Origin of the sequence: Streptomyces sp. NPDC058678 (assembly GCF_042714835.1) — a bacterium.
Taxonomy (GTDB): domain Bacteria; phylum Actinomycetota; class Actinomycetes; order Streptomycetales; family Streptomycetaceae; genus Streptomyces.
Genome location: NZ_JBHXSG010000006.1, coordinates 45,437 through 60,075 on the forward strand (window position 1 = coordinate 45,437; position 14,639 = coordinate 60,075).

General features: G+C 70.7%; 10 protein-coding genes. 2 read left to right on the forward strand and 8 right to left on the reverse strand.

Features of this window, described 5'->3' with window-relative positions:
- Window positions 1-129: 129 nt before the first annotated feature.
- Window positions 130-1,545 (reverse strand): proline--tRNA ligase, encoded by a 1,416-nt coding sequence (proS, locus tag ACFWWR_RS08355; protein WP_383861197.1) that lies wholly within the window; start codon window positions 1,543-1,545, stop codon window positions 130-132.
- A gap of 198 nt (window positions 1,546-1,743) precedes the next feature.
- Between proS and ACFWWR_RS08360 the strand changes: the two genes are divergently transcribed.
- The gene (locus ACFWWR_RS08360; RefSeq protein ID WP_384302577.1) at window positions 1,744-2,598 is read left to right on the forward strand and encodes a methyltransferase domain-containing protein; all 855 of its coding nucleotides are present in this window, start codon (window positions 1,744-1,746) and stop codon (window positions 2,596-2,598) included.
- Here the strand turns inward: ACFWWR_RS08360 and ftsH are convergent.
- From ftsH to ACFWWR_RS08390, 6 genes are all read right to left on the reverse strand, one after another.
- The gene (ftsH, locus tag ACFWWR_RS08365) at window positions 2,595-4,535 is read right to left on the reverse strand and encodes an ATP-dependent zinc metalloprotease FtsH (RefSeq protein WP_384302579.1); all 1,941 of its coding nucleotides are present in this window, start codon (window positions 4,533-4,535) and stop codon (window positions 2,595-2,597) included. The genes ACFWWR_RS08360 and ftsH overlap by 4 nt on opposite strands.
- 98 nt (window positions 4,536-4,633) lie before the next feature.
- Window positions 4,634-6,187, reverse strand: coding sequence for a signal recognition particle protein (gene ffh, locus ACFWWR_RS08370; RefSeq protein WP_383861189.1), 1,554 nt, complete (start codon window positions 6,185-6,187; stop codon window positions 4,634-4,636).
- 88 nt (window positions 6,188-6,275) lie between these two features.
- Window positions 6,276-8,723, reverse strand: coding sequence for a [protein-PII] uridylyltransferase (locus ACFWWR_RS08375; RefSeq protein WP_383861187.1), 2,448 nt, complete (start codon window positions 8,721-8,723; stop codon window positions 6,276-6,278).
- Between the two features lie 26 nt (window positions 8,724-8,749).
- Complete coding sequence (locus tag ACFWWR_RS08380) at window positions 8,750-9,088, reverse strand: P-II family nitrogen regulator (protein ID WP_006379495.1); 339 nt, start codon at window positions 9,086-9,088, stop codon at window positions 8,750-8,752.
- Complete coding sequence (locus ACFWWR_RS08385; protein WP_383861184.1) at window positions 9,085-10,428, reverse strand: ammonium transporter; 1,344 nt, start codon at window positions 10,426-10,428, stop codon at window positions 9,085-9,087. Before ACFWWR_RS08385 ends, ACFWWR_RS08380 begins: the two co-directional genes overlap by 4 nt.
- Window positions 10,429-10,752: 324 nt before the next feature.
- Window positions 10,753-12,246, reverse strand: coding sequence for a hypothetical protein (locus ACFWWR_RS08390; protein WP_383861181.1), 1,494 nt, complete (start codon window positions 12,244-12,246; stop codon window positions 10,753-10,755).
- Between the two features lie 445 nt (window positions 12,247-12,691).
- On the opposite strand from ACFWWR_RS08390, the gene ACFWWR_RS08395 reads away from it, so the two are divergent.
- A complete protein-coding gene (locus ACFWWR_RS08395) occupies window positions 12,692-13,348 on the forward strand; it encodes a bifunctional DNA primase/polymerase (protein ID WP_383861179.1) in 657 nt (218 codons plus the stop codon).
- A gap of 83 nt (window positions 13,349-13,431) precedes the next feature.
- Here ACFWWR_RS08395 and ftsY read toward each other — a convergent pair whose 3' ends face one another.
- On the reverse strand, window positions 13,432-14,634 hold the full coding sequence (gene ftsY / locus ACFWWR_RS08400) for a signal recognition particle-docking protein FtsY (protein WP_383861176.1): 1,203 nt from the start codon (window positions 14,632-14,634) through the stop codon (window positions 13,432-13,434).
- Window positions 14,635-14,639 lie beyond the last annotated feature (5 nt).

Here is a 14,639-nt window from a genome sequence, read left to right on the forward strand (position 1 = left end):
GCTCGTCACAAGCTGGTGCGTAGTCTGACGTACGCCCCGGCGCGTAGACGATGTCCATGCGCCGGGGAACGAGTGTTCCGCAGTTGCGCAAGAGGCGTTTCGGCCGCTCTCGCGCCGGAAGGGCGCTCCTCAGTAAGCGCGCGCGACGATCGCGACGTTACCCGGTGCGTCGCCGTCCTCCGGCACCGACCCGTCCTCGGCGACCAGACACCGTACGGTCACCGAGTGCTCGGCCAGCTTGGCCTCGCCCTCTTCCCCGAGGGTCGCCCAGGGGATGCGCGCCCAGCCGCCGGCGACGGCCGCCTCGACGGCCTCCTCGATCGTCGACACCTCGGACGTACGGGACTCGCGGCGCTCGCGGGACTGCTTCAGGAGCAGCGCCTGGTCCTCTTCGAGGATGGCGGGGAGGATGCCGACGAGGGAGTCCAGGGCCACCGGCTCCTTGCCTCCCGGGATGCGGCGGGCCAGCATCGCGGTGCCGTTCTCCAGGTCGCGGGGCCCGATCTCGATCCGTACGGGCACACCTTTCAGTTCCCAGTCGACGGCGCGGCGGCCGAAGGGGGTGTCCACCCGGTCGTCGACCTGGACGCGGACTCCCGCCGCCTTCAGCCGGTCGCCGAGCTCGCGGACCTTGGCCAGAACCGCCTCGTCGCCCTTGATGGCGAGGACGACGGCCTGGATCTGCGCGAGGCGCGGCGGGACCCGGAGGCCGTTGTCGTCGCCGTGCATCATCACCAGGGCGCCGATCATGCGCGTGGTCGAGCCCCAGGAGGTCTGCCAGACCAGTTCCTGCGTGCCGTCCTTCGACAGGTACGAGGTGTTGAAGGCCTTGGCGAAGTTCTGGCCGAGTTCGTGGCTGGTGGCCATCTGGAGGGCCTTGCCGTCGCCCATCATGCCTTCGAGCGTGAGGGTGTTGATCGCGCCGGCGAAGCGCTCCTTGACGGTCTTGCGGCCGGGGACGACGTCCATCGCGAGGACGTTCGCCATGAAGTCCTCGTAGACCTTGCGGTGGATGCGGGAGGCGAAGTCGCGCGCGTCCTCGAAGGTGGCGTGCGCGGTGTGGCCCTCCTGCCACAGGAACTCGGACGTGCGCAGGAACAGGCGGGGCCTGAGCTCCCAACGGACCACGTTGGCCCACTGGTTGATCAGCAGGGGCAGGTCGCGGTAGCTCTGCACCCACTTCGAGAAGTAGTCGTTGATGATCATCTCGGAGGTGGGGCGGACGACCGCGGGCTCCTCCAGCTCCTTGCCCCCGCCGTGCGTGACCACGGCCAGCTCCGGCGCGAACCCCTCGACGTGTTCCGCCTCGCGCGCGAGGTACGACTGCGGGATCAGCAGTGGGAAGTACGCGTTCTGGGTACCCGTCTCCTTGATGCGGGCGTCCATTTCGGCCTGCATCCGCTCCCACAGCCCGTACCCGTACGGTCGGATCACCATGGTGCCGCGCACCGGCCCGTTGTCGGCCAGCTCGGCCTTGCTGATCAGATCCTGGTACCAGCGCGGGAAGTCGTCCGCGCGGGGCGTGAGAACGGGTGCCTTAGCCATGGCGCGATGGTACGGGCCCAGATTGCCGGGATGTGAATTCTCGCCACTCGCACAGCGAATGCACAAACCGGGCCCGACAACCCCTGGACGCGGGGTCGAGTGCGGAGTTATCTGGCATACGGGGGGAGTGCGGCGCACGTCACGGGGGCTACGGAATCGGGCACAGAGGCAACTCTCGGCGGATTGGGGCGCGTACCTATGACACCTACGCTCGTGCGGCAGCACCTGTCCTATACGGGGGGAGCACCCCGTGTGGACCTCGGTGCACGCGCGCGTGACTGGTCCGAGATCCAGGAGCGGATGCTGGTACCGCTCTACGAGGCCGTCTACGAGCGACTCGAAGTGGGCCCGGCCACAAGGCTGTTGGGCCTTGGCTGCGGCTCGGGGCTCGCCCTGCTGATGGCGGCCTCCAGAGGTGCCGCGGTGACCGGTGTCGACGCCTCCTCCGAGCGGCTGGCCCTCGCGAGGGAGCGGCTGCGGCCGCCGGCGTGGGGCACGCGCGGGCGGGGCGACACCCGGCTCGTCGACGGGTCGCCCGGGGACGCGGCCGAGCCGGAGGCGCCCGCGTACACCCTGGTGACCGCCTTCGAGCCCATCGGGTGTCTCGCGGGTGACTCGGAGGGGCTCGCGGAGTTGCTCGCCTCGGCGGTGCCGCTCGCCGGGCGGGGGGCGGCGGTGGTGCTGGCCGGCTGGGGTCCGCCGGAGCGGTGTGCCACGTCGTCCGTGCTGCGGGTGGCCACCAAGCTGGCGGATCCGCTGCGTGGTACGGGCAGTTGGCGTCTCGCCCTGAGGGACGACCTGGAGGAGGTCGCCCAGCGGGCCGGCCTCAAGCCGGACGGCTCCGGCCGGGTCGCCTGCCCCTTCGGGTACGCGGGCGTCGACAGCGCCGTACGAGGACTGCTGTCGACGGGGCTCTTCGACGCGGCGATCTCCGCGACGGACCGGATGCAGGTCGACAAGGAGCTGACGGAAGCCCTGCATCCGCATCAGCGCCGGGACGGCACGGTGTGGATGCCGAACGTCTTCCGGTACCTGATAGCGCGCGTCCCCTAGGCGTCGAGGTCCTTCCGTAGACGCGTGATTCCCGCGATCCGGTACGCGGCCGTCTCCTCCAGCGTCTCGTTCGCCAGCAGCGCCTCGGCCAGGGCGTCCAACTGGCCGCGGTGGTCGCGGAGTTTGTGGCAGGCCTCCTCGTAGCACTCGTCGACGATCCGCCGCATCTCGTGCTCGATCGTGTCGAGGGTCCCCGGGGCGGCCGCGAGGCCGTAGGCCTGCTGGGCGTCGTTCGGGAGGGCGGACAGACGGCCGACGCGCTCGCTCATGCCCCAGCGGGCGACCATGCCGCGGGCGATGTTGGTGACCTGTTCGAGGTCGTTCTCGGCGCCGGTGGTGACGACGCCGTAGACGACGTGCTCCGCGGCCATGCCGCCGAGCGCGCCGATGATGCGGCCGCGCAGGTACTCCTCGGTGTACGCGTACCGGTCCGCGTCCGGCGTCGACAGCGTCACGCCGAGGGCTCTGCCGCGCGGCACGATGGTGATCTTGCGGACCGGGTCGGCGCCGGGCTGCAGCATGCCGAGCAGGGCGTGTCCGCTCTCGTGGTACGCCGTTCTGTGCCGCTCCTCCTCGGGCATCACCAGCGGGCGTTCGGCGCCCAGTTGCACCTTCTCCAGGGCCTCCGAGAGGTCGGTCTGCGTGACCTGTTCCTGTTTGCGCTTGACCGCCAGCAGGGCGGCCTCGTTGGCCAGGTTGGCCAGTTCCGCGCCGGTCATGCCCGGGGTCGTACGGGCCATCTGGGCCAGGTCGACGTCCTGGGCGAGCGGGATCTCGCGGGTGTGGATCTCCAGGATGGCCTCGCGGCCGCCGCGGTCCGGGGGCGAGACCATGACCACCCGGTCGAAGCGGCCGGGGCGGGTCAGGGCGGGGTCGAGGACGTCGGCGCGGTTGGTCGCTGCGATGACGATGACGCCCTCCGCGCCGGAGAAGCCGTCCATCTCGGTCAGGATCTGGTTCAGCGTCTGTTCGCGCTCGTCGTGGCCGCCCATGCCGGAGCCGCCGCCGCGGGCCCGGCCGATGGTGTCGATCTCGTCGATGAAGATGATCGACGGCGCCACCTTGCGGGCCTCGGCGAAGAGTTCGCGGACGCGGGAGGCGCCCACGCCCACGATCATCTCGATGAACTCGGAGGCGGACGCGGAGAAGAAGGGCACGCCGGCCTCGCCGGCCACCGCACGAGCGAGGAGGGTCTTCCCGGTGCCGGGCGGGCCGGCCAGCAGCACGCCCCTCGGCATCTTGGCGCCCATCTTCCGGTAGGCGTCCGGGTTCTTCAGGAAGTCGACGACGTCGTTGAGCTCGCCCTCGACCTCGTCGATGCCCGCCACGTCCTCGAACGTCGTGCGCTTCTGCCCCGACTCCAGCTCCACCGGCCGGGGCGGCGCCTTTCGGCCGAGCATGCCGCCCGCGCCGCCCATGCCCGCGCTCATCCGCCGCGCGATGAAGATCCACAGGACGACGAGGAGGAGCATCGGGGCCAGCGAGATCAGCAGGTTGGCCAGAAAGCTGCGCTGCTGGACGACCGGCTCCGCGGTGACGGTGACGTTGTTCTTGGTCAGGTCCTCCCAGAGCTGGTCGTCCGCGAAGGTCGGCCGCTCTGTCTTGAACTTGGTGTAGGTGCCGTCGCCCTCGGGGTTGTCCTGCTTCTTCTTGAGCTGGCCCTGGATGGCGTCGCCCTTGGCGTAGATCTTGGTGACGTTGCCGTTGTCGACCTGCCTGCTGAACTCCGTGTACGAGAGCGTCGGCTCGTCGCCGTCGTTGAAGAAGGACAGCACAAGGTTGGCGACGAGGAACACGACCAGCGCGGCGGCGGCCAGACCCCACCAGCCGCCGCGCGGCCTCCGCCCGCCCGGCGAGGGTTTCGGCGGCTCCTCCGGGGTGCCCTCGGTGCGCCAGGGCTGGTCAGGGGCCTTGCGTGGCGGCACAGGGTTGGTCATACCGGGACGTTACGACACGGATCATGCACCGGCACCCGCAGAACGCCCCGAGGGCGCCCCTCGAAAGAAGGACGCCCTCGACACCGTGGAGATTGCTGTCAGCCCATGAACTTCTTGAACTCGTCCGGCAGCTCGAAGTCCTGGCCGCCCTGCTGACCGGGCAGACCGAACGCGTTGCCGCCCTCGGCCGCGGCGGCGCGACGTGCGGCCTCCTCCTGCTCCTGCTGCTTGCGCTTCATCGGGTTGCCGGAGCGCTGCTTGCCCTTGGCCTTCTTCGGCTGCTTCTTGCTGCGGCCGGGACCGCCGCCCATGCCCGGAACCCCCGGCATGCCCGGCATACCGCCGCCCTGGGCCATGCGCGACATCATCTTGCGGGCCTCGAAGAACCGCTCGACCAGGCCCTTCACCGCGCTGACGTCGACACCGGAGCCCTTGGCGATACGGGCGCGGCGCGAGCCGTTGATGATCGTCGGCTCCTGGCGCTCGGCCGGGGTCATCGACTTGATGATGGCGGCCGTGCGGTCGACGTCGCGCTCGTCGAGGTTGTTGATCTGGTCCTTGATCTGGCCCATGCCCGGAAGCATGCCGAGCAGCTTGGAGATGCTGCCCATCTTCCTGACCTGCTCCATCTGGGCCAGGAAGTCGTCCAGGGTGAAGTCCTGGCCCTTCTTGGACGCCAGCTTGGAGGCCATCTGCTGGGCCTCTTCCTGGCTGAACGTCTTCTCCGCCTGCTCGATCAGGGTGAGCAGGTCACCCATGTCGAGGATGCGGGAGGCCATCCGGTCAGGGTGGAAGGCGTCGAAGTCCTCGAGCTTCTCGCCGTTCGACGCGAACATGATCGGCTTGCCGGTCACCGAGGCGATCGACAGGGCCGCGCCACCGCGGGCGTCACCGTCGAGCTTGGAGAGCACCACGCCGTCGAAGCCGACGCCGTCGCGGAAGGACTCGGCGGTGTTGACCGCGTCCTGACCGATCATGGCGTCGACGACGAAGAGGATCTCGTCCGGCGAGACCGCGTCCCGGATGTCAGCGGCCTGCTGCATCATCTCGGCGTCGATACCGAGGCGGCCGGCGGTGTCCACGATCACGATGTCGTGGACCTTGGTCTTCGCGTGCTCGATGGAGTCCCTGGCGACCTTGACCGGGTCGCCCACGCCGTTGCCCGGCTCGGGCGCGTAGACGGCCACGCCGGCCCGCTCGGCGACGACGCTGAGCTGGTTGACGGCGTTCGGTCGCTGGAGGTCGGCGGCGACCAGGATCGGCGAGTGGCCCTGTTCCTTCAGCCAGCGGGCGAGCTTGCCCGCGAGGGTGGTCTTACCGGCACCCTGCAGGCCCGCCAGCATGATCACGGTCGGCGGCTGCTTGGCGAAGCGCAGGCGGCGGGTCTCGCCGCCGAGGATCGTGACGAGCTCGTCGTTCACGATCTTCAGAACCTGCTGGGCCGGGTTCAGCGCCTTGGAGACCTCGGCGCCGAGGGCACGCTCCTTGACGTTCTTGATGAACGTCCGCACGACCGGCAGGGCGACATCCGCTTCGAGGAGCGCGATGCGGATCTCGCGCGCGGTGGCGTCGATGTCCGCCTCGGAGAGCCGTCCCTTGCCACGCAGGTTCTTGAAAGTCGCTGAGAGGCGATCGGAGAGAGTATCGAACACGGCGCTCGCGGTCCTCGGGGTTGTCGGTGGCTGGCTTCGGAATCGCCCTCCAGGGTATCCCGGCTCCACAAGACCGGGTCACTGCCGTTCAGCCCCGCAAGGTCTCCTCCAGTTTCCGCGCCACGGAGACGGCCTCGTCGTCGGGCAGGGGCGAGCCGTCGGCGCCGGTCACGTAGAAGGCGTCCACGGCGTTGGCGCCCAGGGTGCTGACATGTGCGCTGCGCATCCGCACACCCGCCTCCTCCAGCGCGTGCCCGATGCGGTGCAGCAGGCCGGGTACGTCCTGGGCGCGGACCTCGATGACTGTGGCGAGGCGGGACGCGGCCGGGTGGACGGTGACCCGGGGCGGCGGCGCCACGACTCCCCGGCGACGCGGGTAGGCGGCGTCGCGCTCGGCGAGGCGTCCCGTGATGTCCAGGGAGCCGTCGAGTGCGCGTACGAGATCGGCGCGCAGCCGGGCGGCCTGCGGCAGGGAGCCGTACTCGGCGGCGACCCGCCAGTTCAGCAGCAGGACGGAGCCCTCGACGCCGTCGGGCAGGTCCAGGGCCCGCAGCTCGGCCGTGCGGACGGTCAGGCGGTGCATGGCGAGGACGCCGGCCACCGCGGGCAGCACGCCGGACTGGTCCGGTACGGCGATGAGCAGCTCCACGCCGAGCGGCTCGGGATCGCCGGCCGGCTGCTCCTCGGCCGGCGGCGGCTCGGTCTGCGCCCGCAGGGCGAGCACGGGGCCGCCGGTGGCGACCGACTCGATCGCGAGCCGCTCCTGCTCGGCGGTGGGCGCGGCGGACTCGGGCTCGTCCGGCAGGTCCCCGGACAGGACCGCGTGAACCCGCTTGACCAGGTCGGCGACAAGCGAGCCCCGCCAGGACGACCAGGCCGCCGGCCCGGTGGCCAGCGCGTCCGCCTCGGTGAGCGCGTGCAGCAGTTCCAGCGTGCTCTGCGAGCCGACCGCGTCGGCGACCGAGCGCACGGTGGCCGGGTCCTCCAGGTCGCGCCGGGTGGCGGTGTCGATGAGCAGCAGGTGATGACGTACCAGTGTGGCGAGCACCGTCACGTCCGCGCGGTCGAAGCCGATTCGGGCGGCCACGTCCTTGGCGATGATCTCGCCGGCCACCGAGTGGTCCCCGGGCCAGCCCTTGCCGATGTCGTGCAGCAGCGCGGCTACCAGCAGAAGGTCGGGGCGGCTGACGCGGCGGGTGAACTCGGAGGCGCGGACGGCGGTCTCGATGAGGTGCCGGTCGACGGTCCAGACGTGCACGGCGTTGCGTTGCGGGCGGCAGCGCACCCGCTCCCAGTCGGGCAGCAGGCGGGTGATCAGGCCCTCCGCCTCCAGTGCCTCCCACACGTCGATGGTGGGCCGGCCGGAGCCAAGCAGGGTCACGAGCTGTTCGCGCGCCTCGGCGGGCCAGGGCGCGGGCAGAGGGCGCGCGCTTGCCGCCATGCGCCGTACGGCGTGCAGGGAGAGCGGGAGGCCGGCCTGTGCGGCGGCGGCCGCGGCACGCAGCGGGAGCACGGGGTCGCGTTCGGGGCGCGCGGCGCGGGCGAGCACCACCTCGCCGTCCTGCTCCACGACCCCCTCGGCCAGCGGCGAACGGTCGGCGACCGGCTTGCCGCCCCCGAGCATGGCGCGCAGACGCGGCCGCACGGCGCGCGACCTGAGCACCCGCCCCACTTCGCGCCAGGTGACATCACTGGCGTACGAGATGACCCGCGCCGCCTCGTACACCTGCCGCAGCAGCGTGTCGGCGTCGAGCAGGCCGAGCTCGGCCGCGACCTGGTCCTGCTCCTGGAGCGCGAGCCGGTCGGTCGCCCGCCCCGTCGTCAGGTGCAGGGCGTCACGGACGTCGAGCAGCCGGCGCCGGGCGTCGTCGAGGCCCTCACGCGGTGCGTCGGCCAGCCAGGAGGCGGCGACGGCGCGCAGCGCGGTGGCGTCGCGGAGGCCGCCGCGGGCCTCCTTGAGGTCGGGTTCCAGGAGGTACTGCAGCTCGCCCTGCCGCTCGGCGCGCTCGGCGCACAGCTCCTGGAGCTCGGGGAGACGTTTCGGCGCCTGGTTGCGCCAGTCGGCGAGGACCGCCGTGCGCAGGCCGGCCGTGAGGCCGAGGTCGCCCGCGAGATGCCGGGCGTCCAGCAGGCCCAACTGCACCTTCAAATCCTCGCCGGCGGTCTTGCGGGCCTCGGCCGGCGTACGCACCGAGTGGTCGAGGGCCAGGCCGAGGTCCCAGACCGGGTACCAGATGCGGTCGGCCAGGGCGGCGACCGCGGCGGAGTCGCTGCCGTCGTGCAGCAGGACCAGGTCCAGGTCGCTGCGTGGGGACAGTTCGCCGCGGCCGTAGCCGCCGACGGCGATCAGGGAGACGCCGCGCACCTCCCCCGCCGCGTTGAACAGGCCCGAAAGCCAGTCGTCGGTCAGTTCGGCGAGGGCTGCACGGCGCGGCGGCCCGGACCGCGCCCCCTCAGTGAGGAGGCGCAGCCGGGCCGCCGCGTAGCCGCTGGGTCCCGAGTCCTCTGCATCCTTGCGCACGTCCGTACTCGTCACCCAGTGGCTCCTGTTCTGTTCTTCTGTCAGAGCGCGTCCGGGCCGCGCTCGCCGGTGCGGACCCGTACGGCGGTCTCGACCGGGAGGGACCAGACCTTGCCGTCACCGATCTTGCCGGTGCGGGCCGCCTTGACGATGACGTCGATGAGACCCTCGGCGTCGTCGTCCTCGGCCAGCACCTCGATGCGGATCTTCGGGACCAGGTCGACCGTGTACTCGGCACCGCGGTAGACCTCGGTGTGGCCCCGCTGACGACCGTAGCCGCTCGCCTCGGTGACCGTCAGGCCGTGGACCCCGAAGGCCTGAAGGGCTTCCTTGATCTCGTCGAGCCGGTGAGGCTTCACGACGGCGGTGATGAGCTTCATGCGTCCACCTTCTTCGCGGTGTCGGCCACCGGGGCCGGAACTGCGGTCGTGCGGGCGGAGCCACCGCCGGCACCGCTGAAGTCGTATGCGGTCTCGGCGTGCTCGGCCGAGTCGATGCCGGCCACCTCGACGTCCTCGGAAACCCGCATACCGATCGTCTTGTCGATCAGGAAGGCGAGGATCGCGGAGGCGACGAGCGAGTAGGCGAGGACCGCGAAGACGCCGGCGCACTGCTTCCAGAACTGGGTCATGCCGCCGCCGTAGAAGAGACCCTCGACGGTGGACTGACCGTGGCCGCTGGCGAAGAGGCCGATCAGCAGGGAGCCGACGACACCGCCGACCAGGTGGACGCCGACGACGTCGAGCGAGTCGTCGTAGCCGAACTTGTACTTCAGGCCGACGGCCATGGCGCACAGGACACCGGCGATGACACCGACGGCGATCGCGCCGAGCGGGGAGACCGCACCACCGGACGGGGTGATGGCGACCAGACCGGCGACGGCGCCGGAGGCGGCGCCCAGCGTGGTGAACGCGCCGTGGCGGATCTTCTCGTAGATGAGCCAGGCCAGCATGGCGGCGGCGGTGGCGATCTGCGTGTTGACGAACATCAGCGCGCCGACGCCGTCGTCGTTGCCGAGCCACGAACCGGCGTTGAAGCCGAACCAGCCGAACCACAGCAGACCGGCGCCGAGCATGACCAGCGGCAGGCTGTGCGGACGCATCGGGTCCTTCTTGAAGCCGACGCGCTTGCCGATGACCAGGATCACGCCGAGTGCCGCGGCACCCGCGTTGATGTGGACCGCCGTACCACCGGCGAAGTCGATCACGCCCAGTTCGAAGGCCCAGCCACCGGTGCCCCAGACCCAGTGCGCGACCGGGAAGTAGACGACCGTGGCCCACAGGGCGATGAACAGCGCCCACGCCGTGAACTTCACACGGTCCGCGAGGGCACCGCTGATCAGGGCGGGCGTGATGATGGCGAACATCATCTGGAAGACCATGAAGACGAAGACCGGGATGGTGTAGCCGGGCCACAGTTCCGTCAGGCCGATGTTGCTGAGGCCGAGCCAGTCCGAGTTCCATCCGATGATGCTGCCGGAGTCGGTACCAAAGGCCATGGAGAAGCCGTACAGCACCCACAGGATGGTGACGATCCCGATACTGATGAAGCTCATCATCAGCATGTTCAGGGTGCTCTTGACCCGGACCATGCCTCCGTAGAAGAAGGCCAGACCCGGAGTCATGATCAGCACCAGGGCGGAACAGATGAGCATGAAGCCCGTGTTGGCGGCAGACAGCTTGGGCGCTTCTGCGGCGAGCGTGATGGCTGCTGGTGCCATCGGCGTCTCCTCGTCGTTGGTACGGCCCCGTGCGGGCGAAGCCTGAGCGGATTGAGGGGTGGGCCGGTTATGCGCCATGAGATTGACGCAGCGCGGTTTCGGTCGAGGCCCCTCGTTGTTTCGCCGCCGTGACGAAGGCGCCCTGCGTGTTACGCCTAGATGAACTGGCAGATATTGGACGCGCCGATCGTTATCGTGGCGCAACCTTCGGCGAGGGCAGGAAACCGGCCGCGGTCGGCCTTCCGATGACCTGGCATGGGGGAGCCGAGTCGGGCAGTTCGGGAGGGCCGGCCGCGGCCGGGGTTCAGGGGATTCCCTGGGGTGTCAGACCGCCTCCGCGGTCTCGGGCAGCTCGATGGCGAGCTGTTCGGTGAGGTCCACGACCTCGGCGAGATCGCCGAAATCGCGTACAGCCGTGTCGACCGTCTTTCGGATACGAGTGTTGACGCGCTCGGAGCGCACCTTCTTCGCTTCCAGCATGGCCCTCTTGGCCAGCACCGCGCTGCGCTCGGGCTCCCGCTGGAGCAGGTGCACCGTGGCCAGCCCGATCAGATTGAGTGCGTACGAACGCTGGTGATCGGAATCGTCGGCGAAGAGCTCTACGGCCCGCTGCATCAGGGGCTCGGCGAGGGAGGCGTAGGTGGGGCTGCGGCCGGCGACGTAGGCGAGGTCGCGGTAGGAGTGGGAGTTCTCGCCGTACAGCTCGGCCTCGGAGAAGAAGCTGATCCAGTCGGGGTCCGGCTCGTCCCACTCGTCGGCGTCGGCGAAGGTGTCCTCGGCCATCCGGACCGCCCTCTTGCACTTGCCGGGCTGCCCCATGTTGGCGTAGGCGCGGGCCTCCATCGCATACAGCATGGACTGGGTGCGCGGGCTCGCGCAGTCCCGGCTGCCGTACTGCGCGAGGTGGATCAGTTCCAGGGCGTCCTCGGGCCGCCCGAGGTGGATCATCTGGCGGCTCATGCTCGACAGGACGTACGAACCGAGCGGCTTGTCGCCCGCCTCCTTGGCCGCGTGCAGGGCGAGCACGAAGTACTTCTGGGCGGTGGGCTGCAGCCCCACGTCGTACGACATCCAGCCGGCCAGTTCGGCGAGCTCGGCGGCGACTTTGAACAGCTTGCGGGTGGTGGCCTCGGGCTGCGGCTCCTGGAGGAGGTCGGTCACCTCGTGCAGCTGGCCGACGACCGCCTTGCGGCGCAGGCCGCCGCCGCACTGGGCGTCCCACTGGCGGAACATCATCGTCGTCGACTCGAGGAGTTCCAGCTCGGGCCGGGACAGCCGGCCCCGGCGGGCCGCGGCCGAGGACGGCTCGGGCTCGCGGTGCGGGGACGGAGGGCCGGGCACCAGCCAGCGCTGCATGGGCTCGATGAGGGACGGGCCCGCGGACAGGGCCAGCGAGGTCCCGAGGAAGCCGCGCCGCGCCAGCATCAGGTCGCTGCGCGAGAACTCGCTGAGCAGGGCCACCGTCTGCGGACCCGTCCAGGGCAGGTCCACGCCGGTCGCCGAGGGTGCCTGACGGGCGGCGCGCAGACCGAGGTCCTCGACGGAGACGACGCAGCCGAACCGCTCGGAGAACAACTCGGACAGGATCCGGGGGATGGGCTCGCGGGGGTTCTCGCCGTCCAGCCAGCGGCGAACCCGCGAGGTGTCGGTGGAGATGTGGTTGGCGCCCAACTGGCGGGCCCTGCGGTTGACCTGGCGGGCGAGCTCGCCCTTGGACCAGCCGCTGCGTACGAACCACGAGGCGAGCAGCTCGTTCGGGCGCTTGTCGGCGTTCGTTGCGTTTGTCGCACTCGTCCCGCTACCGCCGTTGCCGCTCACTGGAACGCCCCCATCCCTGAGACCACTTGTCACTGAGTGCGCCAAGCCTTATCAGAATGCCGGTAAATACGGCCGCCCGTCCGGCGGTTGCCATCCTTCGAACGGGAACCCGGGTTGCCTCCGGCATACTCACAAGTGCATGCACCCCAGGACTCGTGTACTCAAAGTAATCCTACGATCACGCGTCCAGCCATGGCGATCCCGGAAACGCCACCATTCGCCACCCCTTCGAATGAACTCACGGTCGCCTCCACACGATTGACTTGACAGAGGACGACGGGGAGCGGGCGGACCGATGCACTCAGGGGCGCACGAGGCCGGGCACACCACCCGGAGCGCTTCCGGGCGCCGACATGACCCGGAAGTGGCAGTGGAACCGGCAACGGAGAGTCACAGTTCGCGTTCGTCACGTAACCACCGGCTCGCCGGACCCGTTGGAGGGGGCATGGGCTTCACGATCGGCGGCATTCGGGAGATCCGCTCCGGCTCGCGTCGGCGCGGCCGCTCGTCGGAGTGCACGACCGTCGCCGAATTCACCGGGCTCTGGGGCTGGGACGTCGTCCCCGGGGCGCGTGCCGCGGCGGGTGTCTGCTCGTGCGGGCGCGCCGATTGCGCCGCCCCGGGCGCCCACCCCCTCGACTTCGCGCCGCACGTCCCCGCCGGTGCGACCCTCGACGAAGTCACCAAGACCTGGGGCGAGTTCCCCGGCGCCTCGGTGATGCTGCCGGTCGGCCGGGCGTTCGACGTGATCGAGGTGGCCGAGTCCGCCGGCCGCCGCGCCCTGGTCCGCCTGGAGCGCATGGGCCTCCCCCTGGGCCCGGTGACCGCCGCCCCCGAGGGCCGCGCCCACTTCTTCGTCGCCCCCGGCGCCGCCGCCGAACTCCCCGAGCTCCTCTACCGCATGGGCTGGGACGACCCCGCCTCCCTCGACCTCCACGGCCTCGGCCCCGGCACCCACCTCACGGCTCCGCCGTCCGACCGGGGCGGACTGGGCCCGGCGCGCTGGCTGCGCCCACCCTCACTGGACACCGCTACGAAGCCGCCGGCGGCGCGGTTGCTGCTGGGGACGCTGGCCTACGTGGCGCACCGGTCGCGCGCCTAGACGTACACAGCGAAGCGCCCGCTCCCGACTGCACCTCGGGGCGGGCGCTTCTTCGTCCACGTACGGATTCTTCGTAGGTGCTGTCACTCTCCGATAAGGGCGTCAACGAACGCCTCCGGCTCGAACGGCGCCAGGTCGTCCGCGCCCTCGCCGAGGCCGACCAGCTTGACCGGCACGCCCAGCTCGCGCTGGACCGCGATCACGATGCCGCCCTTGGCCGTGCCGTCCAGCTTGGTGAGGACGATGCCGGTGATGTCGACGACCTCGGCGAAGACGCGGGCCTGCACGAGACCGTTCTGGCCCGTCGTCGCGTCGAGGACGAGCAGGATCTCGTCGAGGGGCGCGTGCTTCTCGACGACGCGCTTGACCTTGCCGAGCTCGTCCATGAGGCCGGTCTTGGTGTGCAGGCGCCCCGCGGTGTCGATGAGCACGACGTCCGCGCCCATCTCCTTGCCCTCCTTGACCGCGTCGAAGGCGACGGAGGCGGGGTCCCCGGCCTCGGGGCCGCGCACGGTGTGGGCGCCGACCCGGTCGCCCCAGGTCTGCAGCTGGTCGGCGGCGGCGGCGCGGAAGGTGTCGGCGGCGCCGAGCACGACACTGCGGCCGTCGGCCACCAGCACGCGGGCGAGCTTGCCGGTGGTGGTGGTCTTGCCGGTGCCGTTGACGCCGACGACCATCACGATGCCGGGCTTGCTGGCCTCGGGCTCGGTCCTGACCGTGCGGTCGAGGTCGGTGCCGACCAGCTTGAGCAGCTCCTCGCGCAGCAGCGTGCGCAGCTCCTGTGGGGTGCGGGTGCCGAGCACCTTCACGCGCTCGCGCAGCCCCTCGACCAGCTCCTGAGTGGGCAGCACGCCCACGTCGGCGGTGAGCAGGGTCTCCTCGATCTCCTCCCAGGTGTCCTCGTCGAGGTGCTCGCGCGAGAGAAGCGTGAGCAGCCCCTTACCGAGCGCGTTCTGCGACCGGGAGAGCCGGGCACGGAGGCGGATGAGCCGCCCGGCGGTCGGCTCGGGGACCTCGATCTCGGGGACTTCTACGGCAGGAGGCTCCTCCACGACGACAGGAGCCGAGCCGTCCGGGAGGTCCACCTCCTCTATCGTCCGGCGCGGTTCGTCGCGCGGCGTCTCGGCCTCGTCGCCGACGTGCGGCTCGGCCGGAGGGGCGGTGATGTCGGGCGCGGCGGGCGGCGGCGGGGGCAGCGGCTTCTTGCGCCGGCTGCCGACGATGAGCCCGCCGAGCGCACCGAGCACGACCACGGCGATGACTACAGCAAGGATGACAATTTCCATAACCC